Here is a 26,402-nt window from a genome sequence, read left to right as displayed (position 1 = left end):
GCAGCCCCCGACCCCAGGGCCGCCCCAACGCCCGGTGCAGCCAGCGGGCCCGTCCCCTTCCGCCTCTTCTTCCCGCCCGATGGGGCGGGCGAGTCTGGTCATTGGGGGGATGGTTGCTGCCGGCATCGTTGTGATGGTGGCGGCGCTGTACGCCGGCGGCGGTGCGCCGCAGCGGGCCGTGGACGGGCTGCTCGGTGCCGGGCTCGGTGTGTCCTGGGCCGTTCCGGTACTGCGGGTCGTCGCCGACGCCGCCGCGGTGGCGACTGGCGGCGCGGTGCTCGCCGTACTGCTGTTCCTGCCCGCGGACCGCGGAAGGCTTGGCAGCAAGGCGATCCGGGCCTGCCAGGACGCGGCGCTGGCGGCCGGGATCTGGGCGGTGGCGAGCATCGGCGGGTTGATCGCCACCGCGACGGTGATTCTCGGCATACCGCTGTCGCATCTCGCGGAGCATGCCGAGCCGGCCGGTCAGCTCACGCAGGTGCGTGCGCTGGCAGCTGCCGTCGTACTGACCGCTGTGTTGGCCGTTGTGTTGAGCGGCGTGAAGACGATGCGTGGCGCGCGGCTTGCCGCCGTACTCACGGTCGCTGCCCTGACCGGACCGCTGCTGACGGGACACGGTGCCCTCGATCGGACGAGCGCCTGGTCGGTTCTCGCGACGACCTCGCTGGTCGTGCACGTTGTCGCCGCGGTCGCGTGGGTCGGCGGACTGGGCGCCGTACTGCGGTATTCCCGTTCGCGCCAGGCCGTCGAGGTGTTCAGCACGCTCGCCCTGGTGTGCGCCGTGACGATGGGGGTCACGGGGCTGCTGACGGCCGAGATCCACCTCGGTGGCCGGCAGGAGGGCTGGGGGCTGATCACGCAGTGGGTGACGAGCGGGTACGGCGCCCTGGTGCTGGGGAAGACGCTGGCGTTCGCGACGCTGGTCGTCATCGGGCAGTTGCACCGGCAGAGCACGTTGCCGCAGTTGGAGGCTGGTGACCCGGTCGCGTTCCGGCGGCTCGCCGTACTCGAGCTGCTCGTGATGGCCGGCACGATCGGCCTCGCGGTTGCCTTGTCCCGCACGCCGTAGCGGACTCGATGACATGTCAACAGATATCCGTACACTTGGTGCATGACGGAACCGCAATGGCTCGATGAGCGTGAGGCGCGGCTGTGGCAGTCGTACCGGGACACGCACCGGGAGCTGATGCGCGCGCTCGAGGCGCGGATGATCGGCAATTCGGGCCTGTCCGGCGCCGACTACGCCCTCCTCCACCCGCTGTCGGTGGCCGAGGACGGATTACTGCGAACGCGCGACCTCGGCCGCTCCGTCGGCTGGGAACGCAGCCGTCTGTCCCACCAGGTCAGCCGGATGGAGAAACGCGGCCTGGTCTGCCGCGAGGAGTGCGCCGCCGACGCCCGCGGCTCGATGGTCCGCCTCACCGACCTCGGCCGCAAAGCCATCGACGCCGCCGCCCCCGACCACATCGCCGCCGTCCGCACGTACTTCTTCGACCGCCTCACCCCCGCCGAGCAGGCCCAACTCACCACCCTGCTCAACCGCATCGCCGCGGACCTCCCGGACACCTGCCCCACCCCGGACTGCGACGACTAGGACACGCCGTCACGGAGAGCGATCGGGAGTTGGCCTCGGGAGAATGATGGCGTCTCGTTCAGATGCGCGCTGGATTTGACAATCGTTTTCACTAAGGTGAGGATGTGGCGCGTGGCCGAGGCGTTGAGCAGGCGTGGGTTCTTGGGGGTGGCGGGGGCCGCCGGGCTGGCTGCTGTGACTGGTTGTGGGGCGGACGGTGAGGCGGCGGCGCAGCCCAAGCAGGGCGGGCGGTTGCGCGCTGTGTACGCCGGTGGCGGGGCGAAGGAGGTGCTCGACCCGCATGTGCAGAGCCTGTTCGTGGACATCGCGCGGCACAAGGCGATCTACGAGAAGCTGGTCGAGCTCGGGCCCGATCTGAAGCCGGTGCCGCGGCTGGCGTCGAAGTGGGAGCACGACGGGACGGCCACGACGTGGCGGTTCAGCCTGCGGGACGCGAGCTTCCACGACGGCGCGAAGCTGGTCGCCGAGGACGTGTTGTTCAGCCTGGCGCGGATCGCCGATCCCGCCGTGCCGGAGCGGGTCGCGCAGTCGTCACTCGCGACGCTGGATCTCAAGCGCAGCAGGGCTTTGGGGCCGTCGACGGTCGAGCTGGTGCTGACGGCACCGAATGCGGAGTTCCCGGCGTTGCTGGCCGGCATCGGCACGCAGATCGTGCGCGACGGGTTCACGGATCCGGCCAAGCCACTCGGCACCGGTGCGTTCCGGTTCGCCTCCTTCGAGGCGGGTCGGTCGATGGTCGCCTCGCGGTACGACGAGTACTGGGACGAGCCGGCGCGGATCGAGGAGTTGCACATCCTGTCCGCCGACTCCGAGGCGCGGGCGAACGCAGTACAGGGCGGCCAGGCGGAGTACGCGAACGACATGACTGCGACGTTCGCGCGGACGGCCGGCAAGGCGGTGCGGGTCGTCGCGGCGAAGGCGAGCACAATGCAGGCGTTCGTGATGAAGGTCGATCAGCCGCCGTTCGACAACCCCGACGTACGACTCGCGTTCAAGTTGCTCGCCGACCGGCAGCGGCTGGTGGACGTTGTGCTCGCGGGGCGCGGCGAGGTCGGGAACGACCTTTTCGGTAAGGGATATCAGTACTACCCGGCCGATCTGCCGGCCCGAGAACGTGATGTTGATCGGGCGAAGGCGTTGCTGACCAAGGCCGGGCTGGTCGGGAAGGAAGTCGAGATCTTCACCGCGGACGCGTCGGCCGGGTTCGTGGAGGCGGCGACGTTGTTCGCTGAGCAGGTGGCCGAGGCGGGTGTGCGGCTGAAGGTGACGACGGGGAGTCCGCAGACGTACGCCAAGGACCTGCTGACGAAGGGGGCTATCGGCAACCATCGGTCCGGCGCGATGCCGATCCCGCAGTACTTCACCGATCGGTTGCTCTCGCATTCGCCGTTCAACGTCACGCATTGGCGGCGGCCGGAGTTCGACGCCGGGTTCGCAGCGGCGCGGGCGGTGACGTCGGAGAGCGAGCGTTCGGGGAAGTACGGCGTACTGCAGAAGACGTTGCGTGACGAGGGCGGGATCCTGGCGTGGGGCCTGCCGGACTACCTCGTCGCGGTGTCGGCCAAGGTGCAGGGTGTGCAGGCGGTGCCGCCGAACACGCTGGACCAGGGGCGGTTCGACAAGGTGTGGCTGGCCTGAATGCGGTCGTACGCCGCTCAGCGGGCGCTGCTCGCGGTCGTGCAACTGGCCGTGCTCTCGGTGCTGGTATTCGTGCTCACGTCGCTACTGCCCGGGGATGCGGCTGACCTCAGGTTCACCGAGACACTGACTCCGGAGCAGGTTGCGCGATTGCGGGCCGAGCTCGGGCTGGACCAGCCGGCGCCGGAGCGCTTCGTGCACTGGTTGGGGAACGTGTTGACCGGTGACCTGGGTACGTCGCTGATCAGCGGGGGACCGGTGGCCGACATCGTGCGGTCCTCGATCGGTGCGACGCTCGTGCTGACGCTGGCGACGCTCGCGGTCGTGGTGCCACTGGCTGTTGCCCTAGGCATCGTGATGGGGACGCGCGAGAACGGGCGGATCGATCGGGCGATCACCTCGGTAACCCTGGCGTTGTCGGCGATCCCGGATTTCGTCATCGCGGTCGTGCTGGTTGCGGTCTTCTCGCTACGTCTCGGCTGGTTGCCGGCCACGTGGATCGGCGGAGATCTGCCCGCGCTGTTGGTCCTGCCGGTTGCGGTCCTGTTCGGTCGCACCGTCTGCCTTCTGTCACGCCAGGTCCGGGCCGGCACGATCAATGCCCTGCACGCCGAGTACGTCGTCCAGGCGCGACGGCTCGGCGTACCGCGTCGGCAACTCCTGCTCCGTCACGTCCTCCCGAACGCCGCCGTACCAGGCGTCCAGGAACTGGCTCGGACCGGCGACACCCTCCTCGGCGGAGTCCTCGTAGTGGAGGCCATCTTCGCGATCCCGGGCTTCGCGACCGCCTTGGTCGACGGAGTCGAGACGCGCGACATCCCCACTGTGCAAGGGTTGACGCTGGTGCTGGCGGTCGCGGCGCTGCTCATCAACCTGGCCGCAGACCTCGTCTGCAACCGCCTGGTCCCGCGAACGGCGACTCTCCGATGAGCGTCGCCGAGAAGCCTCACGGCTCGCCGCGCTCTGGCCGTCGCCCTGTTGTGCAGAGTGCCGTGGCGGCCGTGCTGCTTCTGGTCCCGCCGGCGGTCGCGCTCATCGGGCCGTTCCTGCCACATGAGACGCGTGCTGGAGCGCCGTACTCGTCCGAGGGTTTGTTGGGGACGGACGGGCTGGGCCGGGACGTGTTCGGACTCCTGCTGGTCGGTGGGCGTACTGCCTTGGGGATGGCTCTCGGTGCAGTTGTGTTGGCGTATGTGCTGGGCGGGGTGATCGGGTTGGTGGCGGCGTCGACCCGGCATCGGTGGTTGGACGAAGGGTTGATGCGGCCGCTCGACGTCCTGCTGCCGTTGCCGTCGTTGCTTGTGATCAGCGTCGTCGCGGTCGGCTGGCGGGCTTCGGCGGTGGCGATCATGGCGGCGGTGGCCATGGTCAACGTGCCCACGGTCGCGCGGCTCGTTCGGGCGGCGGCGTTGGATGCGGCCAGCGGTCCGGTGGTCGAGGCGTTGCGGATGCAGCGTGAGTCGTGGGTCGCGATCCAGCTCGGGTACGTCGGACGCTCGGTGCTCGGCCCGGTCGCTGCGGATCTCGGGACGCGGATCACGCTCGCGGTCTTCCTGGTTGCCTCGGTCAACTTCCTCGGACTGGGGTTGAGTCCGACCGCGCCGGACTGGGCGGTCAGCGTGTCCCGCAACCGCGAAGGTCTGCTGCTCCAGCCATGGTCGGTGCTTGCGCCGGCTCTCCTCCTGGTCTCCTTCACCTTGGGCTTCAACCTGCTGGCCGATCGGCTCGTCCACAGGTCGCGCCAGGTGGCGGCAGCATGACCGTGGTGCGAGTCGACAACCTGCGGGCTACGGCGGGGTCGGCGATCCTCGTGGACGGAGTGTCGTTCGAGGTCGTCGCGGGCGAGGTGACGGCGCTCGTCGGCGCCTCCGGGTCCGGTAAGACGACGTCCGCGTTGGCGTTGCTCGGCGAGCACGGTGACGGCGTACGGCTCGAGGGCAGGGTCGAGGTCGGCGGTCAGGTGGTTGTCGACAGCAACGGGCCGACGCCGGCCGACGTCCGTGGGCGGGTGGTTGCGTATATGCCGCAGCATCCGGGCAGCGCGCTCAACCCGGCCCGACGGATCGGTACGACGTTGCGCGAGCTTGCGAAGCTTCACGACGGCGATGTCGTGGAGGCTGTCCGTGCCTCGCAGGTGCCGGGCGACCGCGCGACCTTGAAGAGGTTTCCGCATCAGTTTTCCGGTGGGCAGCGGCAGCGGGTCGCGCTGGCCCAGGCGTTGACCTGCCGACCGCGGGTACTCGTGCTCGACGAACCGAGTACCGGACTCGACTCGATCACCCGGCTTCAGTTGGTGCAGGAGTTGCGCGAACTGACCGGGACCGGGCTGGGGATCTTGTTGCTCAGTCACGATCTCGATCTCGTCCGGGCGCTCGCGACCCGGGTCGTGGTTCTGGACGCCGGCCGCGTGGTCGGCGACGTACTGCCCGCCTCGCCCGGCCTGCCCACGGCGGGAACCTCCACTGCCGGGCAGCCGTTGCTAGAGGCAATGAACCTGTCTGCTTCGCTGCGGCCGCGCGGTCGCGACGTCGTACTCCATGCCGTCGACCTGAGTGTCCGGGCCGGCGCCTGCCTCGGCGTCGTCGGGCGGTCCGGCAGCGGCAAGACGACCCTCGCCCGCAGCCTCGCCGGTCTGCATGAGCGCCACACCGGCCGCATCCTCCTCGACGGCGAGCCGCTCCCGGTCCTCCGCCAGCGCACTCGCGAGCAGAACCGTCGCGTCCAATATGTCTGGCAGGAGGTCCGCGGCTCGTTCGACGAGCGTCGCCCCGTCGACCAGCAGGTCGCCCGTACGGCGCAGCGCCTCCGCGGCCTGCCTGCACAGTCAGCGCGAGAAGAAGCACGGGCCACCCTCGCGAGGCTCGGCGTCGCTGCGATCACCGCGGCCCGTCCGCCGAGCCGGCTCTCCGGCGGCGAGCTCCAACGCGCAGCCCTCGCCCGAGCTGTCCTCGCGAACCCCGACGTACTGATCTGCGACGAGATCACCACCGCCCTCGACGATCGCGGTACGGCGCTCGTCCTCGATCTGCTCACCGAGCTGAAGGCCCGCGGTACGGCGCTGATCTGGATCGGCCACGACCTCGGCCTGGTCGCAGCCGTCGCGGATCAGGTCCTGGTCCTGGACGCGGGCCGCGTGGTCGAACAAGGCCCGCCCGCGACGCTCACGACCGAACCACACCACGAACTGACCCGCCGGCTGGTGGCAGCCGCCCGGATCGGCAACCCGCACGCTCCGCCCGTGCTGACTATCAATCAAAGGAGCGAACCGCGCCGATGACGCGACTGCACGATCACCTGGCGGAGGCCATCAAAGATCCCGATCCGATCCGGGTCCGTTCGGATTCGGGGGACGATCTGATCTGCCTGCGGTTCGAGACCATGAAGGTGTACTCCGCGCTCGGCGCCGTCCGCCACCTGCTCGAGACCGGGCGGGTCCGGCGCGGTGACACTCTGATCGACTCCTCGAGCGGGATCTACGCGCACGCGCTCGCGCTGGCCTGTCACCGGTACGGGATGAACTGCCACATCGTCGGCTCGACCACGGTCGACCGGACGCTGAAGATCCAGCTCGAGATCCTCGGCGCGACCGTCGAGCAGGTGCCGTCCTCGAACAACCTGCAGCTCGACCAGAACCTCCGGGTCCGCCGGATCGGCGAGATCCTGCGCGACAACCCGACGTACCACTGGATGCAGCAGTACCACGACGACATCCACTACCTCGGGTACCGCGCTGTCGCGGACCTCGTCGCGGAGGTGGTGCCCGACGGACCGCTGTGCCTGGTCGGCGGCGTGGGTACGGGCGCGTCGACCGGCGCGATCGCGGCGTACCTGCGGGAGCGCGGGCGGGACGTGAACCTGGTCGGCGTGCAGCCGTTCGGCAGCATCACGTTCGGGGCGGGGCACACGCAGGATCCGGACATGATCATCGCCGGGATCGGGAGCTCGATCGAGTTCCGCAACGTGCGGCACGAGCTGTACGACCGGCTGCACTGGGTCTCGTTCGACTACGCGATGTCGGCGGCGGTCGATCTGCTCCGGACTTCCGGAGTGTTCGCCGGGCTGTCGGCGGGTGCGGCGTACCTGTCGGCGTTGTGGGAACACAGCTGCGACCGCGGCCGCAAGCACGTCTTCCTGGCCGCCGACACCGGCACCCGGTACGTCGAGTCCGCTTTCGCCCGCCATGCCGAGGCCCGCCCGATGGACTCGATGCGTCCGCTCGAGATCGACTCCCTCGAGGACCTCTCGGTGCCGTGGTCCGCGATGTCCTGGGACCGCCGCGAGTCGGCGCAAACTCGCAGCGAGGCGTTTCCATCTGCGACTCCGTCGCATTAGTGTGGTCCCGTGACTGGCTATGTGCTGCTGCCGGAGATGTTCACGGCACCCGAGATCGACCGCCTGTGGGACGTGGCCGAACAGGTGCATGCCGAGGTCGTGGCGGCGGCCGAGGCCGGTGAGACGACGATGAACGTCTGGCCGGACGGGCATCGGCTGGAAACGGTGCACGGGACAACCATCCACTGGGAGCCGGACGCGATCCGGAAGGCCGTGCGCAGCCTGTCGCCGGTCGCGCACCTGCATCCGGCGCTGGCCATCGTGATGCTCGACGACAACACGGCCGCGAACGGCGCGATGCAGCTGATCCCGGCCGACCGCCCGGTACGGCGGGATCCGCTGGACCCGACCGGGTTGCTGGTGGACCCAACAGTCGTCGACGAGGACCGCGCGGTGACGGTGGAGGCGCCGGCCGGGTCGGTGCTGATGTTCCACGGCCTGACGGTGCACCGCTCTGCGCCGAACCGTACTGCGACCGACCGCCGCTCGCTGCTGTACTGCTTCCAGCCGGCCGGTCGCCCGGAGTTGTCCGCCCTGCATTACAACCCCGAAAGGCTGGCCGATCTCCCATGACCGTCGCTGATCTCACCGCCGCCGTTCTCGCCGGCTCTCCCTCGCCGGCCGACTTCAATGTCACCAGCGCCTTCTGGTTGCATCACACAACCCGGCTGCCGGGCGCGGACGTGACCTACCGCAACCACTACGTGCTGTTGCGGGTCGGTGAGGTCTTCGGGGCGTGTTCGTTCGAGGCGGGGGAGTTGGAGCCGTCGTACTGCGCGGATACGTCCGGGCGGACCCTGGCCGACGTACTCGCGTCCGACGATCCGCTCCCGGTGCGGATCGCGGCGCTCGACGCCTACCTGGCCGCGGTCGAGCCCCACCACGCGTCGGAGCGGGCCGAGGAGATCGTGCTCCCGGCCGGTACGCCGGGCGTCCGGGCGCGCGCCCGGGACGCGGCCGTCGCCGGTCTACTGGATGTTGCTGACGGCACCAAAGTCGCGTTGATCGGCGTCGTCAACCCGCTCGTGGACGCGATCACCGACCGCGGTGGGATCTGCCTCCCGTGCGACTTCAATCTTCGCGAGACGGCCTCGGGGCTGCCGGTGTCGCGCGACATGACCGAGGTGGTCGACGCGGCGGACGCAGTCGTCGCCACCGGTATGACGCTGTCCAACGGCAGCTTCGACGTCCTGCTTACTCGTTGCCGCGAGCAAGCGAAGCCGCTCGCCATCTACGCGCAGACGGGCAGCGCCGTCGCGCGCGCGTTCCTCGGCGAGGGCGTCACGGCGCTGTCGGCCGAACCTTTCCCCTTCTCCCAGTTCAGCTCCCGCCCGAGCAGCCTCTACCGCTACCGGACGGACAGATGACCACACTCACGCCCTCGACCGATGTCCCTGGCGATCTCCGGATGGCCAGGCGGTTGTGGCCGTTCCTGCTGGCCTCGACGGTGAGCCTGATTCCGTTCACCGTGTTCGGCATGTACCTCGTGCCGATCGCCAACACCGCCGGAGGAAGCGTCGCGGAGATCGGCGGCCTGCGCGGGCTCGGGGGACTGGCCGCGCTCGCGGTCGGTGTCTCGCTCGCGCCGTTGATGGATCGGGTGGCGCGCGAGTTGGTTGCCGCAGGTGGGCTCGCTCTGCTCGGGATCTCGGCAGCATTAGGGGCTGTAGGCAACGTGTTTGCCTTGGCGGCGTTCTGCCTGCTGATCGGGGCGTCGACGTCGATCCTGGCGCCGTCGATCGGGGCGGCAGCGGCGGACAGGTTCCGCTCGCCGGCGGCCGCGGGACGGGCGGCGACGCTGGTGTCCGCGACGACCTCGGCGATGGCGATGCTGGCCGCACCGGTGCTCGCCGTACCAGGACTGATCTGGGGTTGGCGCGGCAATCTGCTGGCTGCCTCGGCGATCTCGCTCGCGTTGTCCGCCGCGTTCTTCTGGCGGGGACGTGGGCGGAAGCCGCCGCGTGCACGGAACGAGCGGGTCAGCTACCTGGCGACGTACCGGGAGCTCGCCCGCGTCCCCGGTGCGCTCCCGCTGCTCGCCGTCGCCATGCTCCGCACCGCGGCCTTCATGGGGTACCTCGCCTATCTCGCCGCGTTCTACGACGACAAGTTCGACCTGGCGCCGGGCTGGTTCGCGCTCGTGTGGTCGCTGAGCGGCGCGTCGTTCTTCCTCGGCAATCTCTTCGCCGGGCGCTATCTCGCGACCGACCGGGCGTGGATCAGCCCCGAGAAGCTGCTGCTCGGCGGCATCACTGTCGCCCTGGTCGCCGTCGCGGCGTTCTACTTCTCGCCGACGCTGCCGCTCACCCTCCTGCTCACCGCGCTCATGGGCGCAAGCCATGCAACCGTCGCTGCCTGCGTCACCACGCTTCTGGTGCGTCGTAGCGGCGACCTCCGCGGCTCGGCGCTGAGCGTCAACGCGGCCGGCATGAGCCTCGGCACGTTCCTCGGCGCCGCGATCGGCGGCCTGGGTCTCGGCGTCGGCGGCTACCCGGGGACGGCGCTCGCCTTCGCCGCGATCACGGTCGTCGCGCTGGTCTGTGCCCTCAGAGTCCAACGCCTGAAGTAGGGGTCAGGATCGGGGGTTTTCCGGAGTCCTCACCGAGCCGTTCTCGATATATCGTTCCGTCTTATGGAGAATCTGCCCGACCGCCCGCACCCGCACGCGCACCTCCGGGCGTCCGACACCGATCGTGACCAGGTCGTCGACGTACTGCGGGACGCCCTGATGTCGGGCCGGTTGTCGCAGGACGAGCATGCCGAACGCCTCGAGCAGACGTTGCAGGCAAGGACCCTCGGCGAGCTGGAGCCGATCACCCGCGACCTGGTCGTGCCAGGTCAGGCCCAGCCGGCGCCGCTGCCCGTGACACAGCCGTCGGTCTCCAACAGCCCGGTCCCGATCGAGGAGCCGGCCGACCCGAGCCAGAGCTTCGACACGATGGTGGCGATCTTCGGCGGCGGCGAGCGGACCGGCCGCTGGCGGGTGAAGCGGCGGACGAACGCGTTTGCTGTGTTCGGCGGGCACGACCTGGACATGACGAACGCGGTCTTCGAGGGTCGCGAGGTGACGATCTACGCGTTCGCGGTGTTCGGCGGGATCGACATCACCGTGCCCGAGGGCGTGACGGTTCGGAACGAGGGCGTCGGCATCTTCGGCGGCTTCGGCGCCCGCGGCAGCGACGACCCGAACCCGAACGCGCCGACCGTCGTGGTCAAGGGCCTCGCGCTGTTCGGCGGCGTCGGCGGCCAGTCGTCGGCCAAGCGGCACGGCAAGAAGAACAAGGGCAAGGGACACCACGAGCTGCACTAAATAGGTGTGCGGTCGCCGGTGCGGCCTCATAGCCTGCGGTCATGGCTTTCGTCCCAGCTGAGTTCGACGCGCCCCGGGAACTGATCACGCCGCGGTTCCGGCTGGAACCGCTCGGCCCGGAGCACAACGTTCCGGATCATGCCGCGTGGACCAGCAGCATCGGGCACATCCGCGCGACGCCGGGCTTCGGCGGCAGCTGGCCGCCGGTCGACGGGATGACGCTGGAGTCGAATCTCGGCGACCTGCAGCGGCACGCGGAGGATTTCGTGCAGCGCCGCGGCTTCACCTTCACGGTGATCGACGGCGACGTGATCGGCTGCGTCTACATCTATCCGTCGCGCAAGAACCCGGGCGTCACCGAAGTACGGTCCTGGGTGAGCGCGGACCGGGCCGAGCTGGACGTTCCGTTGTACGAGGCCGTCAGCAGTTGGCTCGCCGCGGACTGGCCGTTCGAGAACGTCGACTACGTCGGCCGCTGACTCAGATCCAGGACTTGAACCACATCCGGCTGAGCCAGTCCGGGTGCGGGAGGACCTTGTCGGTCAGGATCGGCCAGATGTAGGCGAAGTTCAGCACCACGAGTACGACGAACGCGCCGACCACCGCGCTGCCGATCAGCCGGCGCGGTGACGCCGTACTGATCGCAGAGCCCGCCGAACTGGCCGCGGCGCCGACGGCCGCCCGGGCCGGGCCGAGGATCTTGCCGAGGACCAGCGCCACCGCCATCACGGTGAACGGGATCATCGTGACGGCGTAGAAGAAGAAGATCGGTCTGTCGTCGAACGCGAACCAAGGCACCCAGCAGGTCACGAAGCCCACGATGGGTACGCCGTACCGCCAGTCGCGTGAGCCGATCCAGAAGACCAGCGCCGCGATCAGCGCGAGCGCGCCGCCCCACCACAGCAGCGGCGTACCGAGGGCAGAGATCACCTGCAGGCAGTTGGTCCCGGCCGGCGCGTTGCAGCCCGGCGTACCGGGTTTGATGTCGTTGACCGCGTCGAAGCCGATCGGACGGGCGATGATCGGCCAGCCGGCCGGGTTGGACTGGTACGGGTGGGTGGCGTGCTTGATGTAGTCGCCGGTGTGGAACGCGAGCACTTCCTTGTGGTACTCGAGCAGTGACCGGAAGTCGTCGGGCACGACCTTCATCACGCCGTGTGCCGGATTGCTCGCGGCCCAGTTGTGGTCGTAGGCGTTGTCGTGCAACAGCCAGCCGGTCCAGGTCGCGAGGTAGGTGACGCCCGCGACGAGCACCAGGCTGACGAACGCCGGGATGCCGTCGACCAGCGCCGACTTCACGAACGCGAACCGTACGCCGAGAGCGCGCCGCGCGCCGAAGTCCCAGGCGAACGCGAGCACGCCGAACGCTGCGAGCGTCCAGACCGCGGACCATTTCGTACCGAGCGCGAGGCCGAAGCAGATCCCGGCGGCGATGCGCCACGGGCGGATGAGCAGCCAGCGGCCGATCGTCCGGCGCTCTCCGTCGGAGGTCGGGGTGTCGAGGGTGTCCGCGTGCCGGCGGCGGGTCCAGTCACGGTCAGCGACCAGGCAGGAGACCGCTGCGACCAGCCAGAACGCGAGGAAGATGTCGAGGAGCGCGACCCTGGACATCACGAAGTGCAGGCCGTCGACCGCGAGCAGCAGGCCGGCGATCGAGCCGATCAGCGTCGAGCGGGTCATCCGGCGTACGGTCCGGATCAGCAGCAGCACGGTCAGGGTGCCGAACAGGGCCGGCATGAAGCGCCAGCCGAACGTGTTCATCCCGAACAGTTGCTCACCCGCCGCGATCATCCACTTGCCGACCTCGGGGTGCACGGTCAGGCTCGGGCTCGGCTTGAAGACGTCCAGGTTGCCGCTCAGGATCGCCTTGTCGGCGGCGCCCTCGGGCTGGTCGATGAACTGCCGTGCGTAGCCGAACTTGAGCAGGCTGTAGGCGTCCTTGGCGTAGTACGTCTCGTCGAAGACGAACTTCACCGGCGTACTGAGATGCCAGAACCGCAGGATGCCCGCCATCAGCGTGATCGCCAGCGTGGCGATCCACCCGCCGTCGAAGTCCCGCGGCATGGCCGGATACAGACGCTCCTTGAGCGGCGGCAACCGTCTCCCGAGCACGTCCCGCCCGAGCGTCTCCAGCCCCTCGCCGGCGTCGCTACGCCGCGCAGTCCCATCCTCGATCACAGCAGCCACGCCCGCCATCGTACGGACGCCCCGGTACCACCGCCTCCCGGAGTCTGCCCGGCGGGCTGGGATGATGGCCCGATGACCGGGCGATTGGTGCTGGCGGGGACTCCTATTGGGGATGTTTCTGATGCATCGGCGCGGTTGGGGCGGGTGCTGGCGGGGGCGGATGTGGTGGCCGCGGAGGATACGCGGCGGTTGCGGCGGTTGACCTCGGAGTTGGGGATCGCGGTCGGCGGGCGGGTGATCAGCTACTTCGAGGGGAACGAGCGGGAGCGGACCCCGGAGCTGCTGCAGGCCCTGCTGGACGGGCAGACCGTGGTGGTGGTGACCGACGCGGGGATGCCGAGCGTGTCGGATCCGGGGTACCGGCTGGTCGCGGCGGCGATCGAGGCGGACGTGCACGTGACGGCCGTGCCGGGGCCTTCGGCGGTGCTGACGGCGCTGGCGTTGAGCGGGTTGCCGGTGGACCGGTTCACGTTCGAAGGGTTCCTGCCGCGCAAGCCGGGGGAGCGCGGGCGACGGCTCGACGAGCTCAAGGACGAGCCGCGGACGATGGTCTTCTTCGAGGCGCCGCACCGGATCACGGCGTCCCTGGAGGCGATGGCCGAGGCGTTCGGCGCGGATCGGCGTACGGCGGTGTGCCGGGAGCTGACCAAGACGTACGAGGAGGTCAGACGCGGCCCGCTCGACGAGCTCGTGACGTGGTCGAAGGACGGCGTCCGCGGGGAGATCACGATCGTCGTGGCCGGCGCCGACCCGGACAAGATCGTCACCGGCGAGGACCTGGCCCGGGAGGTCGCCAAGGACGAGGAGGCGGGTACGCACCGCAAACAAGCGATCGCTGATGTCGCCAAGCGCTTCAACGTCCCGAAACGGACCGTGTACGACGCCGTACTGGCTGCACGAGACCCTGGTAAATAGCATTCGCGCGCGCCACTACGCTTGAGACATGTCCGAGAAGGCCTATTACGTCACCACCCCGATCTACTACGTCACGGCCCCGCCGCACATCGGCAGCGCCTACACGACGGTGGCCGGGGACGTCCTGACGCGCTGGCACGCGCAGCGCGGCGAGCGCAAGTGGTACCTGACGGGTACGGACGAGCACGGCGAGAAGGTGATGCGCAGCGCCGAGGCGCAGGGCATGACGCCGCAGGCCTGGACGGACAAGCTGGTCGAGGAGGCGTGGAAGCCGGCCTGGGTGGACGTCGACATCGCGTACGACGACTTCATCCGGACCACCGAGCAGCGCCACACCGAGCGGGTCCGTGAGTTCTGGCAGACGCTGTACGACAAGGGCGACGTCTACAAGGGCGAGTACGAGGGCCTGTACTGCGTCGGCTGTGAGGAGTTCAAGCTCCCCGCGGACATCCGGACCGACGAGGACGGCACCCAGCGCTGCATGATCCACGGCACCGAGCTGGAGCTGGTCTCGGAGACCAACTACTTCTTCCGGCTGTCGGCGTACGCCGACAAGCTGCTCGCGCTGTACGACGAGCAGCCGGACTTCGTCGCGCCGGCCAGCGCCCGCAACGAGGTGATCGCGTTCGTCAAGCAGGGTCTGCAGGACCTGTCGATCACCCGCTCGACGTTCGACTGGGGCATCCCGGTGCCGTGGGACGAGGACCACGTTCTGTACGTGTGGATCGACGCGCTGCTCAACTACGTGACGGCCGCGGGCTACGGCACCGACCCGAAGCGGTTCGAGGAGCTGTGGCCGGTCGACGTACACCTGGTCGGTAAGGACATCCTCCGGTTCCACGCGGTGATCTGGCCGGCCATGCTGATGGCTGCCGGCGTCGCCGTACCTCGCCAGGTGTTCGCCCATGGGTGGCTGCTGGTCGGCGGCGAGAAGATGAGCAAGTCGAAGCTGACCGCGATCGCGCCGCACGAGATCACCGACCACTTCGGCTCGGACGCGTTCCGGTACTACTTCCTGCGCACGATCCAGTTCGGTTCGGACGGCTCGTTCTCCTGGGAGCATCTGAGCGCGGTCTACACCTCCGAGCTCGCGAACGGCCTGGGCAACCTGGCCAGCCGGATCGCGGCGATGGTCGGCAAGTACTTCGACGGCGTGCTGCCGGAGCCGACCGATCACGGACCGGCCGAGCAGGCGCTGGCGGACAAGCTCGCGCAGACCGTGGCCACCGCTGACAAGGCGCTGGACACGCTCGCGTTCCAGGATGCGCTGGCCGCGATCAACGAGCTCGTCGGCGCGGTCAACGGGTACGTCACGGAGCAGGAGCCGTGGAAGGTCGCGAAGGACGAGTCCAAGCAGGACCGGCTCGCCACGATCCTGTACTCCGCGGCGGAGACGCTGCGCGCGGTCGCCGTGCTGCACAACCCGACGATGCCGAAGTCCTCCGCGAAGCTCTGGGAGCTCCTCGGCGCCGAGGAGAAGCTGGGCGCACTGAAGGACCAGCGTGTCCAGGACGCCGGCACCTGGGGTCAGCTGCCCGCCGGCTCCACGCTGACCAAGGGCGACCCGCTGTTCCCCCGCCTCGAAGAGAGCTGATTGCAAGTTGCCGCCGCCGTCCGGGAATGCCCGGCGGCGGCGCAGCCTTTTCTTGTAGCAACAACCAATTCGAGGAGGCTGTGGCATGCGGGCTGTGGTGTTCGAGGAGTACGGCGATCCCGGGGTGCTGACGGTGCAGGACGTGCCGGAGCCGCATGCGGGGCCCGGGCAGGTGCGGATCAAGGTGCAGGCGGCCGGCGTGAACCCGTACGACACGAAGATCCGCCGTGGCTTCACGAAGGACTTTGCGCCGGCGAAATTCCCCGCGATCCCGGGCTTCGAGGTCGCCGGTGTGGTTGACGAGGCCGGGGAAGGCTCGGAGTTCGCGGTCGGCGACGAGGTGGTCGGCTGGTCGCGCGGCGGTTCGTACGCCGAGTACGCGCTGGGCGGCAATGTGACTTTGAAGCCTGCCGGTGTCAGCTGGGAGCAGGCCGTCGGCGTGCCGGTGGCGGGCGAGACGGCGCAGCGGGTGCTCGATCTGCTCGGTGTGAAGTCGGGCGAGACGATCCTGATCCACGGCGCGGCGGGCGCGGTCGGCTCGGTCGCCGTACAGCTCGCTGCCGCGGCCGGTCTGACGGTGATCGGTACCGCGTCCCCCGCGAACCACGACTATCTGCGCTCGATCGGCGCCATCCCGGTGGCGTACGGCGACGGGCTGCTCGAGCGGGTCCGCGAGGCCGCGCCGCAGGGCGTCGACGCGGTGTTCGACACCGCCGGCCAGGGCGGTCTCGAGGAGTCGATCGAACTCCGGGGCGGCACTGACCGGATCGTCACCATCGCCGACTTCGCCGCCGGCAAGCTCGGTATCGAGACCTCCGGGGGCGGCACCGGCACCCCCGAGGAGATCCGTGCCGCCCTCGACGCCCAGCTCCAGGCCGCCGCGGACGGCAAGCTCACAATCCGCATCGCCGACACCTTCGCCCTCGCCGACGCCGGCAAGGCCCAGGCCCTCAGCGAATCCGGCCACGCCCGCGGCAAGGTCGTCGTACTGCCTCAGGCGTAAGCGAAGCGGGACGCCGGTGTCGGTACGTCGTCGACGCGGGGGTCCCAGCGGTCGACGAAGTTCACTCCGGGTGGGATCTCGACGGAGTGTGTTGAGGTCCAGCCGCGGGTGAGGGTTGGGAAGTCGGGTACGTCCGGGTGGTAGTGGGGCTTGCCGGTACCGAGGGCGTCGCGGGCCATCGGGGCGCTCAACGCCTGATACCGGAAGTCCGCCGACAACCGCAGTTGACGCGTGCGGTTCGGCATGGCGCCGTGGACGGTGAGGCTGCCGAAGAGGAGTACGTCGCCCGGCTGGTACGACGTCGTACGCCACTCCGGGTGATTCTCGTCGGCCTCGGCCCGCATCATGCCCGGCCCGTCGGACGCCTTCACCGGCAGTACGCCGAGGCGCGGTGACCCGGCGTACACCCGGAGCCCGCCGATCTCCGGAGGCGCTGCGCTCAACGGGAGCCAGGTGGTCAGCGTGTCCACACACCCCTGGATGAACCGATAGTCCTGATGGATCGGCGTCGGATTCGCCCCCGGCGACGGCGGCGCGATCCGGCAGATATGCGCCGGATGCGCGAACGCCTCCTCACCGAGCAACCGCGAAGCCAGCCCGATCAACTCCGACCGTACGGCGAGCTCGTGAAACGCCTGCGTGCTCTGAATCGCCGTATAAGCCCCGAAGAACCCAGCCGACCCCTCCTCGACAGCCCGCCCCGAAGCCACCAACTCCCGCGGATCCGCATCCCGCGCCAACCAGTCACTGTCATACAAGATCCGCGCCAACTGCTCGTGCACGTCCCCGACCACATCACGAGGCAGCAGCCCCCGGAAGAACAAATACCCGTCAGCCTGCAACCGCGAGCGCAGAGCAGCAGCGTCCGCGACCAGGTCAAGCGAGTCAGTCAGTTCCTTCATTTGTCGTTGCCGATCTTGTCCATGGCCGCGGCGATGTCCGAGACGGGGGTCTTGTCGAGGAAGAGGTCGTTGGCGGCTTTGTTGATCTCGGTGGACTTCGAGGTCCAGCCGTCGGCGATCGGGAGGTTGACGGTGGAGCCGGCGGCGGAGTCGAGGAAGGGCTGGACGTCGATGCCCTTCTTCTGCCAGAAGGTCTGGTAGCCGGCGCCGGCGTCGGTCAGGGCCGGGATGATGTAGCCCGCGTCGCCCATCAGGCGTTGGGCCTTCTCCGTGCCGAGGAAGGCGACCAGCTTGCCGGCCTCGTCGGGGTGCTTCGTCTTCGCGAACATCGTCTCGGCCAGCCCGTTGATCACCACCGTGCGCCCGGCCGGTCCGGCCGGCATCGCCGCGACCCCGATCGGGAACTTCACCTCCGGCAGCGCGAACGGGAGCAGCGCGTTGTTGGCCGGGAACATCGCGACCTCGCCGCGGTAGAACATCTCGGTCGCCTGCCCGGTCGGCGGGTTGGTCCGGGTGCCGTCCGGCGAGACCTTCCACTTGAAGATCAGGTCACGTGCGAACTGCAGCGCCTCGACCGACTTCTGCCCGGCGAAGTCGAACGTGCCGTACGGCTTGTCCATCGCGTGGCCGCCGTTCGACGCGATCCAGTTCAGCCACTGCGTCTGGTTGTGGTTCCACGAGCAGAAGCCCCACTGCTTGGTGCCGACGGTCAGCTTGCGCGCGACCTCGAGGAAGCTGCCCGAACCGTCCGGCGCCCAGGTCAGCTCGGCCGGCATCGTCACGCCGGCCTTCTTGAACAGGTCCTTGTTGTACAGCAGTCCGACGATGCCCATATCCTTCGGCATCCCCAGCTGCTTGTCCTCGAACTTGTACGACTGCACGACGTTCGGGTTGTACGCGTCGAGCTTGAGCCCGGCCTTCGAGATCAGGTCGTCGAGCGGCGCGAGGACGCCCTTGCCGGCGAAGTCAGGGAAGTAGTCGACGGTCAGCCAGAACACGTCCGGCGCCTTGCCGCTGGCCAGCTCGGTGGTGAGCTTGGTCCAGTACTGGTCCCACGGCAGCACCTCCATCCGGACCGTGATGTCCGGGTTCTCCTTGGTGAACTCGGCGAAGACCGCCTTGTAGCCGATCTCCTGCTGCTCGTCCCACAACCGGTACACGAGCTCGACCTTGCCGCCACCACCCGAGCCGGCGTCGTTCGACGAGCCGCAGCCCGCGAGAGCGAGCACACTTCCGGCGCCGATCAGAAAAGTCCTCCTGGACAAAGACATGAGAGCCTCCGAACTACTTGAGCCCGGTAACTGCGACCGAGCGGACGATGAAGCGCTGGAAGACGATGAACAGGACCAGCAGCGGCGCCAGCGCGATCAGGCTGCCGGCCATCACGGCGTTGTAGTCGACGCCGATCTCCCCCTTGAACAAGGCGATCCCGACCGACAGCAACCGCTTGTCCTCGCTGCTGGTGATGATCAGCGGCCAGAGGAAGCTGTTCCAGTTGGCGACCACCGCGAGCGTGGTGACGGTGACCAGGATCGGTTTCGACAACGGCAGCACGATCGACACCAGCGTCCGGACCCGCCCGGCGCCGTCGATCCGGGCGGCGTCCTCGAGATCCGCGGGGATACCGCGGAAGAACTGGCGGAGCAGGAAGATCGCGTACGGCGTACCGAGCATCGTCGGCAGCATCAGCCCCGCCCAGGTGTCGACCAGGCCGAGCTTCTGCATCATCAGGTACAGCGGGATCATCGTGACCACCGGCGGCACCATCAATGTCGACAGATAGACCCAGAACAACGCGTCCCGGCCGGGAAACGACAGTCGTGCGAACGCGTACGCCGCCAGCACCGCGAACACGACCTGGCCGAGGGTGATCCCGGCCGTGACGAGCGTCGTGTTGACCAGGTAGCCGCCGAAACCCGACGCGAACAACCGGTGGAACGCGGCCGTGCTGGGCGGCACCCCGGGCTCCCACGGCATCGTCTCCGACAGTTGCCCCGGGCCCTTGAACGCGGTGAGCACGGTCAGGAAGTACGGGAAGATCGCGAGTACGCAGCCGGCCACCAGGACGGCGTACACGAAGATGCGCAGTTTCATCCGGACACCTCGTAGGTCGTACGGCGTTCGAAGTACACGAACTGGGAGATCGTCGCGATCAGCACCACCGCGAACAGCAGCACCGAGATCGTCGACGCGTAGCCGAAGTCGAACTTCTTGAACGCCTCGTCGTAGATCAGGTACGTCGTCACCTCGGTGCTGTCACCGGGACCGCCCTCGGTCATCACGAAGATCGTGTCGAAGGCCTGGAACGAGCCGATCACGTTGGTGATCAGCACGAACAGCATCGTCGGCCGCAGCAGCGGGAGCGTGATCGAGAAGAAGTGCGCGACCGGGGAGGCGCCGTCCAGGGACGATGCCTCGCGCAACGACGGCGGGATGTTCTGCAGACCGGCCAGGAAGAACAGCATGTTGTATCCCGCGAACTGCCAGATGTGCACCGCGGCCACGCTCGGCATCGCCAGCACCGGCGACGACAGCCAGGCCGGTCCGTGGACGCCGAACAGCCCGAGGAACTGGTTCAGGGCGCCGCGGCCCGGGTCGAAGATCCAGCTCCAGACGAGGCCGAGCGCGACGGGGGTCGCCATCCACGGGATCACCAGCAGCGCGCGGAAGTACTTCATCCCGCGGAGCTTGCGATCGACCAGGAGCGCGAGCAGCAGCGACAGGATCGTCGTACCGGGCACGCAGATGATGACGTAGTACAGCGTCACCAGGAGCGAGTGCCAGACGTCGGAGTCGGTGAACAGCTTGCGGTAATTGGCCAGTCCAATGAATTCCGGTGTCGACAGCAACTTCCAGTCGAACAGGCTCAGGACGAGCACGATGACCACCGGCGCGAGCAGGAAGCCGAGTACGCCGACCAGGCTCGGTGCGAGGAGCGCGTACGCCGCGGCCGTCTGCCTCGCCTGGCCGATCCGACGGGCGCGGCGGGGCGCGGGCCTAAGCATCGGGATCCTTCAGCGGGTGCGGCCGCGGCGAGCTCGGGACGAGCAGCTCGCGGGTCCGATCCAGACCCCAGCGGTCGAGCTCGCCGATCGGGTCGCTCGACATCCGCAGGCCAGGACCCGCAGAGATGTGCTGGGCCCAGATTTCCCGCTCCTGTACGTCGGGCCGCACGATCAGGCAGTCGGAATCGTTGGCCCACCACCGGCCGTGCAGGAACTCCCGTGCCACCGAGGTGGACCGGGCGCCGCGCTGACCCGGCTGGCTGATGTCGCCGGACGGCGGGTCGACCAACGGATCGGTGTCCGGCGAGATGCGCATGCAGTCGACCAGCCCGAGGCTCGGCAGGATCGGAGCGCCGCAGCCGTGCAGGATCCGGTTCGGCCCGACGGCTTCGCGCAGCAGCCGCATCCCGTGCCGGTACGCCGCGATGCCGTCGAGCTGCTCGTGCCGCGGTCCGTCGATCGCGCCGGCGTACACGAAGTCGAGCTTGAAGTGGTCGTACCCCTGCCGGCACAGCTCGGTGAACACGTCCTGGAGGTGTTGTGCCGCGCCGGGGTGGGTGACGTCGAGGACCAGTTGCTCCTGGCCCCAGTTGGTGCCGGCATTGATCCCGGGGACCAGCCACTCGGGGTGCTTGCGGGCCGTCTCGCTGTCGCTGCCGACCAGGAACGGCGCCACCCAGATGCCGGCGCGGCGACCGCTCGAGCGGATGTCGGCGGCGAGCCGAACGGTCGATCCGAAGTCGTCGCGCGGCGTCAGCCAGTCCCCGATCGCGGCCTGGTACCCCTCGTCGAGCAGGACCAGGTCGACGCTGAGGTCGTGCTGGTCGAACTGGCGGACCTCGGCCATCACGTCGCGCTCGGTCACCTTGCCCCAGTACGCGTACCAGCTGCACCACGACGGACCGAACACGCGGACCGGCGGAGCGCCCGCGCCGAACGTGTCGGCCCAGTCGGCCAGCGCCTGGTTCGGGTTCGCATGCGTGCTGGTGGCAACTTGTACGTCGCCGTCCGCGGAGATCAGCAGCCGGCCGTCCCGGACCTCGGCGCGGATGGACGGTACGACGTCGGGCGTGGTCGCGGCGATGACCGTGACCTCGCCCGCGGTTGCGACGGCGAGCAGACCTTCGCCCTGGAACCGGCCGGCCTCGACGCCCGGGCGGTACGCCATCACGTGATGGTTCGGGGCGGTCGGCCGCGGCGGCGACGCGTCGAGCCGGTACCAGCCGCTCGGGCTCCAGGACTGCCAGCCGTGCTCGAAGACCAGCGTGGAGGCGTCGTACTCGAGCTCGGCGACGGTGTCGTAGCGGGCGGCGAAAGGCACGGATCAACTCGATTCGTCGAGGTGCAGGATCTTGCTAATCTTGGAGCCCCGACGAGGGGATCCACCATGACGGAGCCTGCTGACTTCGAGCACGATCTTGCTACCCAGGTGCTGATCGAGCTGTACAGCGAGATCCCGCCGCCGAGCAAACTGGTGACCGGCCACTTCCACAGCGGCGGCGACTACCGCGTCGTCCGGCCGGACGGCGTGGGCAGTTGGTACCTGCTGTACACGGCGTCCGGGACGGGCCGGTATCTCATCGGCGAGAACCGGCTGACCCTGCGCCACGGCGACGTCGTGCTGGTCAGCCCGGGTACGCCGCACGACTACGGCACCGTCGGCACGTACTGGGAGTCGTGGTGGGCGCATTTCCAACCCCGGCGTGAGTGGCACGCGTGGTTATCGTTGCCACAGGCAATGCCCGGGTTGTCGTACGTACGGCTGACCAGGTCGTCGGAGACCGACCGGGTGGTGTCGGCGTTCGACCGGCTGCACCGGGACGCGCAGCGGGCCGGGCTCTCGCCGACCGGCGACACCGAGCTGCACCTGCTGGAGAAGAGTGTCGCGACCCAGCTGACGATGAACGGTATCGAGGAGGTGCTGCTGACCGCGGTCGCGAGCCTGCGCCGGGAGACGCAGCACCTGGACGCCCGCGTGCATCTGGTGCTCGAGGCAATCACCGCGGACCCGGCGCGGCCGCACACGCTGACCTCACTCGCCGGGCTCGCGCAGGTGTCCGTCTCCCGGCTGGCGCATCTGTTCAAGGAGCAGGTCGGCGACTCGATCATGAACGTCGTCCTCGCGCTCCGCCTGCAGCGCGCCGCCGAGCTGCTCGGGGCGACCGACATGTCCGTCGCGCAGATCGCCGTAGCGGTCGGCTTCGACTCGCCGCACTACCTCAGCCGCCAGTTCGGACGCCGCTACGGGATCTCGCCGACCGCCCATCGCGCCAAGGTCAGGAACCCGGAGCTAGAGCTATATTGAGCTCGGTCGCCGCCGCGTAGTCCGCGCCGCCGGCCAGTCCGACCAGTCGCACGTAGCGGGCCGTCGTACCGTCCGGGAGCCGTGCGATCTTGGCGTCGACCGTTCCGTCCCACGATCCCTTCGCTGCCGACGTGAAGGTCACGCCGTCCGTGCTCGTCTGGACGTCGTACGACGAGATCCGGCCGTTCGGTACGTCGGCGTCCTGTCGCGGGGTGTAGACGAGCGCTTCGATCGCGCGCGGTGTCTTCAGGTCGAGGGTGATGTACTGCGGGAGCGGGGCGTGCGGGCTCCAGTTCGAGTGCCACATCGTCGTACAGCTGCCGTCGATCGCGGCGGGAGCGGCGTACGCGGGCGAACCCTGGCTGGTGGCGGTCGCCGTCATCTCGCTCTGGGGCAGCAGGTTCAGCGGACCGAACGGCCCGTCGACCGGCGGCGGCGTACCGGGGATCGCGGTGACGCGCCCCAGACTGGGTGCCTTGAGCAACGGATGGGTGCGCAGGTAGTTGAGGAACACCTCTTGACCCATCTTCGGCGCTCGGGTGAGCTGGGTGTATTGCTGGAAGCCCGGATAGCCGTACTGCGCTCCGTGCAGCGGCATCGCCGCACTCGTCGTCACGCGGTAGGTCTTGTCGAGCTGCAGCGGCTTCCCGTTGATCAAGACCTTCGCCGGATCGATCCGGTCACCGACGGGCCGGCCCAGGTCGTAGGTGTAGTGGAAGTTCGCCGAGGTCGCGAGCGCGGACAGTCGGGTGCAGCCGTACGCGGGCGGGATCCACTGCTGCTCGAGGACAGCCTCGACCGTGGCGCCCTTCATCGAGAGCGTCGTGATCGGCGAGATCCCGGCGACCGGCCACGCTTCGCCGTACGTCACCGTGCCGGCTTTGAGACCGGCCGCGATCACATCGACGCCGAGGTCGGCGGGCACCAGCGCGAAGTCGCCGTCTGCTTCGGTTTTGTAGAGGTCGGCGACCAGATTGCCGGTCCGGCTCTCCGTCGTGGGGGCGAAGTCGAGATCGCGGTCGAGCTTCGTCAGCGGCTGCGCCTGGCGGGCCGTCCACTTGTCCATCCAGTACTTCACGATCTGCTGGATCTTCGGATCGGGCGTGACGTCCTTGGTGACCGCGTGGTTGGTCGCGGTCGTCGCGGAGCGGATCACCTCACCGGTCGCGGGATCGAGCTCGAGGTTGACCTCGCCGAGGACGCGGCCGTGGTTGCTTGCCTCGAGCACCGGCCGGGGTACGCCGTTCGGGTCCGGGATCATGCAGTTGAACGCGGTGTGCCAGTGGCCGCCGAGGATCACGTCGATATCCGGCGACAACGCCCGCGCGGCGTCGAAGATCGGGCCGGTCGGGTTCTTGCACTCGTCGTACAGGCCACCCTGCTGACCGCCCTCGTGCATGCTGACCACGATGGCGTTCACGCCCTGGGCCTTGAGTTCGGCGGCGGCCCGGTTCGCGGCATCGACCACGCCCTGGAACTCGAATCCCGAGCCCTTGATGGACAGCGTCTCGGTCGGCGTACCCGGGAAACCGAGGCCGATGAAGCCGATCCGCTGCGACCCGGCCTTCGCGATCCAGTACGGCGGGAGCACCGGCCGCTTCGTCCGCGGGTCGACGATGTTCGCCGCGTGGTACGCGTAGTCGGTGCCGTGGAAGTTGCGGCCGGTGGAGTCCTTGAAGCAGCTGTCGAACCCGGGCTTGCCGTAACAGGCACCGGTCTGCATCCGGCGCAGGAACGGGAACTCGCGGTCGAACTCGTGGTTCCCGGCGACGTCGAAGTCCATGCCGAACGCGTTCAGCACCTCGATCGTCGGCTCGTTCGCGAACGCCTGCGTGTAGTCCGGCCAGCCGCTGAACTGGTCGCCCGAGCCGATCAGGAAGCTGTTCGGCTTCCGCAGCTGGTCGATGTGGGCCTTGAGATAGCCGGCGCCGCCGACCTGCTGGGTGCCTTCCGGACCGGCGATGGTGAGGTTCTCAGTCTCCGAGAGGTACCCGTGCAGGTCGGTCAGGCTGAGGATCTGGACGGGGATCGGTGGGGCGGTCTGTGTCTGTGCTGTCTGTACTGTGCCCACGAGGAGGCTGAGGGCGGCGAGAACTGCGCTGATCCGGGGCATCGGCTGCTCCTGTCGGTCGGGCGGAACCGAGACGCAAACTACTGGGCCGCGTGTGCCGGGGACATGGCCTTGGGTGCTGACTTCCTGCACGATCCGGCTGACGCTTTTCTACAAGCGCATGGGGAGCGGGAACCGTACGGTCAGGGGAGAGAGGAGATCGACGATGACTGGATATGAGGCAGTGGCCGAGATCGACATCGACGCGCCGGCGGCGCGCGTGTGGGAGGTGCTGACCAGCCCCGACAAGCTGAAGGAGCTGTGGTTCGGCGCCCAGGTCGAGACCGACTGGCAGGTAGGCAGCCCGATCACCTGGACCGGCGAATGGGAAGGCAAGCCGTACCAGGACAAGGGCGAGATCCTCGCCGTCGAGCCCGAGCGCCTGCTGAAACTAACCCACTTCAGCCCCCTCACCGGCCAACCCGACGTACCGGAGAACTACCACACCCTCACCTACGAGCTGACCGGCGCCACCCACCTGAAACTCACCCAGGACAACAACGCCACCGAGCAAGAAGCCAAACACTCCCAATCCATGTGGGACATGCTCGTCACCAAGGTCAAAGAAGCCGCTGAGTAACCTAGGCGGTATGTCTGATGGTGTGGAGGTTGACCGCCCGACCCGGGAGCGGGCTGCGATCGGGGAGGATGGGCGGTCTCGGGATCGGAGTCGGCCGGCGGTGCCGGATCCGTTGCCGATGAGTGTGGTTGACGCGCACTGCCATCTGGACATCGCGGACGGCGAGGACGGGGCGTGGTTGAGCCCGGCCGAGGCGATCAAGCTGGCGTCGTCGGTCGGTGTGAGCCGGATCGTGCAGGTCGGGTGCGACCTGCCCGGCGCGGTGTGGGCAGTCGAGGCGGCCGCGCAGTACCCGAACCTGATCGCCGGCGTCGCCCTGCACCCGAACGAGGCGCCGAAGCTGAAGGAAGCCGGCGAGCTGGACAGTGCGCTCGCGGAGATCGAGCGCCTGGCGTCGAGCTCGGACAAGGTCCGCGTGATCGGTGAGACCGGGCTCGACTACTTCCGCACCGGAGAGGACGGGCGTACGGCGCAGCACGAGTCGTTCGCCGCGCACATCGAACTCGCCAAGCGCCTCGGCAAGACGCTGATGATCCACGACCGCGACGCCCACGAGGACATCCTGCGCATCCTCGACCGCGAGGGCGTGCCGGACCGCCTGGTGATGCACTGCTTCTCCGGTGACACCGAGTTCGCCCGCGAGTGCGTGAACCGCGGCGCGTTCCTCAGCTTCGCCGGCGTGGTCACGTTCAAGAACGCCCAGTCCCTGCGCGACGCCCTGGCAGTCACCCCGCTCGACCGGATCCTGGTCGAGACCGACGCGCCGTACCTGACGCCGTCGCCGTACCGCGGTAAGCCGAACGCGTCGTACCTGATCCCGCACACGGTCCGCAAAATGGCCGACGTCCTCAACATCTCCGTCCCCGAGCTCTGCGCCGCCCTCAACAACAACGCAAACAACGCTTTCGGTGGCGCTTGGTAACCGCG

The 26,402-nt window shown here is 68.7% G+C and carries 25 protein-coding genes; 18 read left to right on the top strand and 7 right to left on the bottom strand.

All coding sequences use genetic code 11. The annotated features are described in order from the left end of the window. The first annotated feature begins 109 nt into the window (after positions 1–109). The 12 genes from ABT313_RS24830 to ABT313_RS24775 all read left to right on the top strand — a co-directional run bounded on the left by ABT313_RS24830 (position 110) and on the right by ABT313_RS24775 (position 11,353). A complete protein-coding gene (locus tag ABT313_RS24830; protein ID WP_350858342.1) occupies positions 110–1,069 on the top strand; it encodes a CopD family protein in 960 nt (319 codons plus the stop codon). A gap of 42 nt (positions 1,070–1,111) precedes the next feature. Then, positions 1,112–1,594: a MarR family winged helix-turn-helix transcriptional regulator gene (locus ABT313_RS24825; protein WP_350858339.1), complete on the top strand. Its 483-nt coding sequence runs from the start codon at positions 1,112–1,114 to the stop codon at positions 1,592–1,594. Positions 1,595–1,705: 111 nt separating this feature from the next. Continuing rightward, positions 1,706–3,232, top strand: coding sequence for an ABC transporter substrate-binding protein (locus ABT313_RS24820; protein ID WP_350858336.1), 1,527 nt, complete (start codon positions 1,706–1,708; stop codon positions 3,230–3,232). Next, complete coding sequence (locus ABT313_RS24815) at positions 3,233–4,162, top strand: ABC transporter permease (RefSeq protein ID WP_350858333.1); 930 nt, start codon at positions 3,233–3,235, stop codon at positions 4,160–4,162. A 71-nt stretch (positions 4,163–4,233) separates the two neighbouring features. Continuing rightward, the gene (locus ABT313_RS24810) at positions 4,234–4,992 is read left to right on the top strand and encodes an ABC transporter permease (RefSeq protein WP_350858330.1); all 759 of its coding nucleotides are present in this window, start codon (positions 4,234–4,236) and stop codon (positions 4,990–4,992) included. After that, the gene (locus tag ABT313_RS24805) at positions 4,989–6,509 is read left to right on the top strand and encodes an ABC transporter ATP-binding protein (protein WP_350858327.1); all 1,521 of its coding nucleotides are present in this window, start codon (positions 4,989–4,991) and stop codon (positions 6,507–6,509) included. The genes ABT313_RS24810 and ABT313_RS24805 overlap by 4 nt, the downstream gene beginning before the upstream one ends. Next, positions 6,506–7,564 (top strand): pyridoxal-phosphate dependent enzyme, encoded by a 1,059-nt coding sequence (locus ABT313_RS24800; protein WP_350858324.1) that lies wholly within the window; start codon positions 6,506–6,508, stop codon positions 7,562–7,564. Before ABT313_RS24805 ends, ABT313_RS24800 begins: the two co-directional genes overlap by 4 nt. Positions 7,565–7,573: 9 nt before the next feature. Further along, positions 7,574–8,137, top strand: coding sequence for a phytanoyl-CoA dioxygenase family protein (locus ABT313_RS24795; protein WP_350858321.1), 564 nt, complete (start codon positions 7,574–7,576; stop codon positions 8,135–8,137). Then, a complete protein-coding gene (locus tag ABT313_RS24790) occupies positions 8,134–8,931 on the top strand; it encodes a Rossmann-like domain-containing protein (RefSeq protein ID WP_350858318.1) in 798 nt (265 codons plus the stop codon). The genes ABT313_RS24795 and ABT313_RS24790 overlap by 4 nt, the downstream gene beginning before the upstream one ends. Beyond that, positions 8,928–10,133: an MFS transporter gene (locus tag ABT313_RS24785; protein ID WP_350858315.1), complete on the top strand. Its 1,206-nt coding sequence runs from the start codon at positions 8,928–8,930 to the stop codon at positions 10,131–10,133. The genes ABT313_RS24790 and ABT313_RS24785 overlap by 4 nt, the downstream gene beginning before the upstream one ends. A gap of 63 nt (positions 10,134–10,196) precedes the next feature. Beyond that, positions 10,197–10,874 carry a DUF1707 SHOCT-like domain-containing protein gene (locus ABT313_RS24780; protein ID WP_350858311.1) on the top strand — a complete coding sequence of 226 codons (678 nt, stop codon included), beginning with the start codon at positions 10,197–10,199 and terminating at the stop codon, positions 10,872–10,874. 41 nt (positions 10,875–10,915) lie between these two features. Next, positions 10,916–11,353: a GNAT family N-acetyltransferase gene (locus ABT313_RS24775; protein WP_350858308.1), complete on the top strand. Its 438-nt coding sequence runs from the start codon at positions 10,916–10,918 to the stop codon at positions 11,351–11,353. Position 11,354: 1 nt separating this feature from the next. On the opposite strand, the gene ABT313_RS24770 is transcribed toward ABT313_RS24775, so the two are convergent. Beyond that, positions 11,355–12,938 (bottom strand): dolichyl-phosphate-mannose--protein mannosyltransferase, encoded by a 1,584-nt coding sequence (locus ABT313_RS24770; protein WP_350860198.1) that lies wholly within the window; start codon positions 12,936–12,938, stop codon positions 11,355–11,357. 195 nt (positions 12,939–13,133) lie between these two features. On the opposite strand from ABT313_RS24770, the gene rsmI reads away from it, so the two are divergent. The 3 genes from rsmI to ABT313_RS24755 all read left to right on the top strand — a co-directional run bounded on the left by rsmI (position 13,134) and on the right by ABT313_RS24755 (position 16,573). Then, complete coding sequence (gene rsmI, locus ABT313_RS24765) at positions 13,134–13,976, top strand: 16S rRNA (cytidine(1402)-2'-O)-methyltransferase (RefSeq protein ID WP_350858305.1); 843 nt, start codon at positions 13,134–13,136, stop codon at positions 13,974–13,976. 28 nt (positions 13,977–14,004) lie between these two features. Beyond that, positions 14,005–15,570 carry a methionine--tRNA ligase gene (gene metG / locus ABT313_RS24760; RefSeq protein WP_350858303.1) on the top strand — a complete coding sequence of 522 codons (1,566 nt, stop codon included), beginning with the start codon at positions 14,005–14,007 and terminating at the stop codon, positions 15,568–15,570. A gap of 85 nt (positions 15,571–15,655) precedes the next feature. Then, entirely contained in the window at positions 15,656–16,573 is a 918-nt protein-coding gene (locus tag ABT313_RS24755; RefSeq protein ID WP_350858300.1) for an NADP-dependent oxidoreductase, read from the top strand. Here the strand turns inward: ABT313_RS24755 and ABT313_RS24750 are convergent. Genes ABT313_RS24750 through ABT313_RS24730 form a run of 5 tightly spaced genes read right to left on the bottom strand, consistent with a single transcriptional unit; the run spans position 16,564 to position 21,801 of the window. Then, positions 16,564–17,475, bottom strand: coding sequence for a phytanoyl-CoA dioxygenase family protein (locus ABT313_RS24750; protein WP_350858297.1), 912 nt, complete (start codon positions 17,473–17,475; stop codon positions 16,564–16,566). The genes ABT313_RS24755 and ABT313_RS24750 overlap by 10 nt on opposite strands. Next, positions 17,472–18,746 carry an ABC transporter substrate-binding protein gene (locus ABT313_RS24745; protein WP_350858294.1) on the bottom strand — a complete coding sequence of 425 codons (1,275 nt, stop codon included), beginning with the start codon at positions 18,744–18,746 and terminating at the stop codon, positions 17,472–17,474. Before ABT313_RS24745 ends, ABT313_RS24750 begins: the two co-directional genes overlap by 4 nt. 13 nt (positions 18,747–18,759) lie before the next feature. Next, positions 18,760–19,569 carry a carbohydrate ABC transporter permease gene (locus ABT313_RS24740; protein ID WP_350858291.1) on the bottom strand — a complete coding sequence of 270 codons (810 nt, stop codon included), beginning with the start codon at positions 19,567–19,569 and terminating at the stop codon, positions 18,760–18,762. Beyond that, positions 19,566–20,480, bottom strand: a complete 915-nt coding sequence (locus tag ABT313_RS24735) for a carbohydrate ABC transporter permease (RefSeq protein WP_350858288.1) — start codon at positions 20,478–20,480, stop codon at positions 19,566–19,568. Before ABT313_RS24735 ends, ABT313_RS24740 begins: the two co-directional genes overlap by 4 nt. Continuing rightward, a complete protein-coding gene (locus ABT313_RS24730; protein ID WP_350858285.1) occupies positions 20,473–21,801 on the bottom strand; it encodes a glycoside hydrolase family 36 protein in 1,329 nt (442 codons plus the stop codon). Before ABT313_RS24730 ends, ABT313_RS24735 begins: the two co-directional genes overlap by 8 nt. Before the next feature lie 66 nt (positions 21,802–21,867). Here ABT313_RS24730 and ABT313_RS24725 point away from each other — a divergent pair, with 66 nt between their 5' ends. After that, positions 21,868–22,785 carry a helix-turn-helix domain-containing protein gene (locus ABT313_RS24725; RefSeq protein ID WP_350858282.1) on the top strand — a complete coding sequence of 306 codons (918 nt, stop codon included), beginning with the start codon at positions 21,868–21,870 and terminating at the stop codon, positions 22,783–22,785. On the opposite strand, the gene ABT313_RS24720 is transcribed toward ABT313_RS24725, so the two are convergent. Continuing rightward, the gene (locus ABT313_RS24720) at positions 22,757–24,898 is read right to left on the bottom strand and encodes a discoidin domain-containing protein (protein WP_350858279.1); all 2,142 of its coding nucleotides are present in this window, start codon (positions 24,896–24,898) and stop codon (positions 22,757–22,759) included. The two genes, ABT313_RS24725 and ABT313_RS24720, sit on opposite strands and share 29 nt — an antisense overlap. A 163-nt stretch (positions 24,899–25,061) precedes the next feature. On the opposite strand from ABT313_RS24720, the gene ABT313_RS24715 reads away from it, so the two are divergent. Then, positions 25,062–25,475: an SRPBCC family protein gene (locus ABT313_RS24715; RefSeq protein ID WP_350858276.1), complete on the top strand. Its 414-nt coding sequence runs from the start codon at positions 25,062–25,064 to the stop codon at positions 25,473–25,475. A gap of 118 nt (positions 25,476–25,593) precedes the next feature. Beyond that, complete coding sequence (locus ABT313_RS24710; RefSeq protein WP_502884020.1) at positions 25,594–26,397, top strand: TatD family hydrolase; 804 nt, start codon at positions 25,594–25,596, stop codon at positions 26,395–26,397. The last annotated feature ends 5 nt before the right edge of the window (positions 26,398–26,402 follow it).

This window comes from Kribbella sp. NPDC000426, from assembly GCF_040300265.1.
In the GTDB taxonomy this organism is placed as follows: Bacteria; Actinomycetota; Actinomycetes; order Propionibacteriales; family Kribbellaceae; genus Kribbella.
The sequence above is the reverse complement of the archived record's forward strand: the minus strand, read 5'-3'. Positions and strand labels throughout refer to the sequence as shown.

Coding starts and splice junctions, on each gene's coding strand:
- ABT313_RS24830 (WP_350858342.1), top strand. CDS start 110: ATGGTTGCTGCCGGCATCGTTGTGATGGTGGCGGCGCTGTACGCCGGC.
- ABT313_RS24825 (WP_350858339.1), top strand. CDS start 1,112: ATGACGGAACCGCAATGGCTCGATGAGCGTGAGGCGCGGCTGTGGCAG.
- ABT313_RS24815 (WP_350858333.1), top strand. CDS start 3,233: ATGCGGTCGTACGCCGCTCAGCGGGCGCTGCTCGCGGTCGTGCAACTG.
- ABT313_RS24805 (WP_350858327.1), top strand. CDS start 4,989: ATGACCGTGGTGCGAGTCGACAACCTGCGGGCTACGGCGGGGTCGGCG.
- ABT313_RS24800 (WP_350858324.1), top strand. CDS start 6,506: ATGACGCGACTGCACGATCACCTGGCGGAGGCCATCAAAGATCCCGAT.
- ABT313_RS24790 (WP_350858318.1), top strand. CDS start 8,134: ATGACCGTCGCTGATCTCACCGCCGCCGTTCTCGCCGGCTCTCCCTCG.
- ABT313_RS24785 (WP_350858315.1), top strand. CDS start 8,928: ATGACCACACTCACGCCCTCGACCGATGTCCCTGGCGATCTCCGGATG.
- ABT313_RS24780 (WP_350858311.1), top strand. CDS start 10,197: ATGGAGAATCTGCCCGACCGCCCGCACCCGCACGCGCACCTCCGGGCG.
- ABT313_RS24775 (WP_350858308.1), top strand. CDS start 10,916: ATGGCTTTCGTCCCAGCTGAGTTCGACGCGCCCCGGGAACTGATCACG.
- ABT313_RS24770 (WP_350860198.1), bottom strand. CDS start 12,938: ATGCCGCGGGACTTCGACGGCGGGTGGATCGCCACGCTGGCGATCACG.
- rsmI (WP_350858305.1), top strand. CDS start 13,134: ATGACCGGGCGATTGGTGCTGGCGGGGACTCCTATTGGGGATGTTTCT.
- metG (WP_350858303.1), top strand. CDS start 14,005: ATGTCCGAGAAGGCCTATTACGTCACCACCCCGATCTACTACGTCACG.
- ABT313_RS24755 (WP_350858300.1), top strand. CDS start 15,656: ATGCGGGCTGTGGTGTTCGAGGAGTACGGCGATCCCGGGGTGCTGACG.
- ABT313_RS24750 (WP_350858297.1), bottom strand. CDS start 17,475: ATGAAGGAACTGACTGACTCGCTTGACCTGGTCGCGGACGCTGCTGCT.
- ABT313_RS24745 (WP_350858294.1), bottom strand. CDS start 18,746: ATGTCTTTGTCCAGGAGGACTTTTCTGATCGGCGCCGGAAGTGTGCTC.
- ABT313_RS24740 (WP_350858291.1), bottom strand. CDS start 19,569: ATGAAACTGCGCATCTTCGTGTACGCCGTCCTGGTGGCCGGCTGCGTA.
- ABT313_RS24735 (WP_350858288.1), bottom strand. CDS start 20,480: ATGCTTAGGCCCGCGCCCCGCCGCGCCCGTCGGATCGGCCAGGCGAGG.
- ABT313_RS24725 (WP_350858282.1), top strand. CDS start 21,868: ATGACGGAGCCTGCTGACTTCGAGCACGATCTTGCTACCCAGGTGCTG.
- ABT313_RS24720 (WP_350858279.1), bottom strand. CDS start 24,898: ATGCCCCGGATCAGCGCAGTTCTCGCCGCCCTCAGCCTCCTCGTGGGC.
- ABT313_RS24715 (WP_350858276.1), top strand. CDS start 25,062: ATGACTGGATATGAGGCAGTGGCCGAGATCGACATCGACGCGCCGGCG.
- ABT313_RS24710 (WP_502884020.1), top strand. CDS start 25,594: ATGAGTGTGGTTGACGCGCACTGCCATCTGGACATCGCGGACGGCGAG.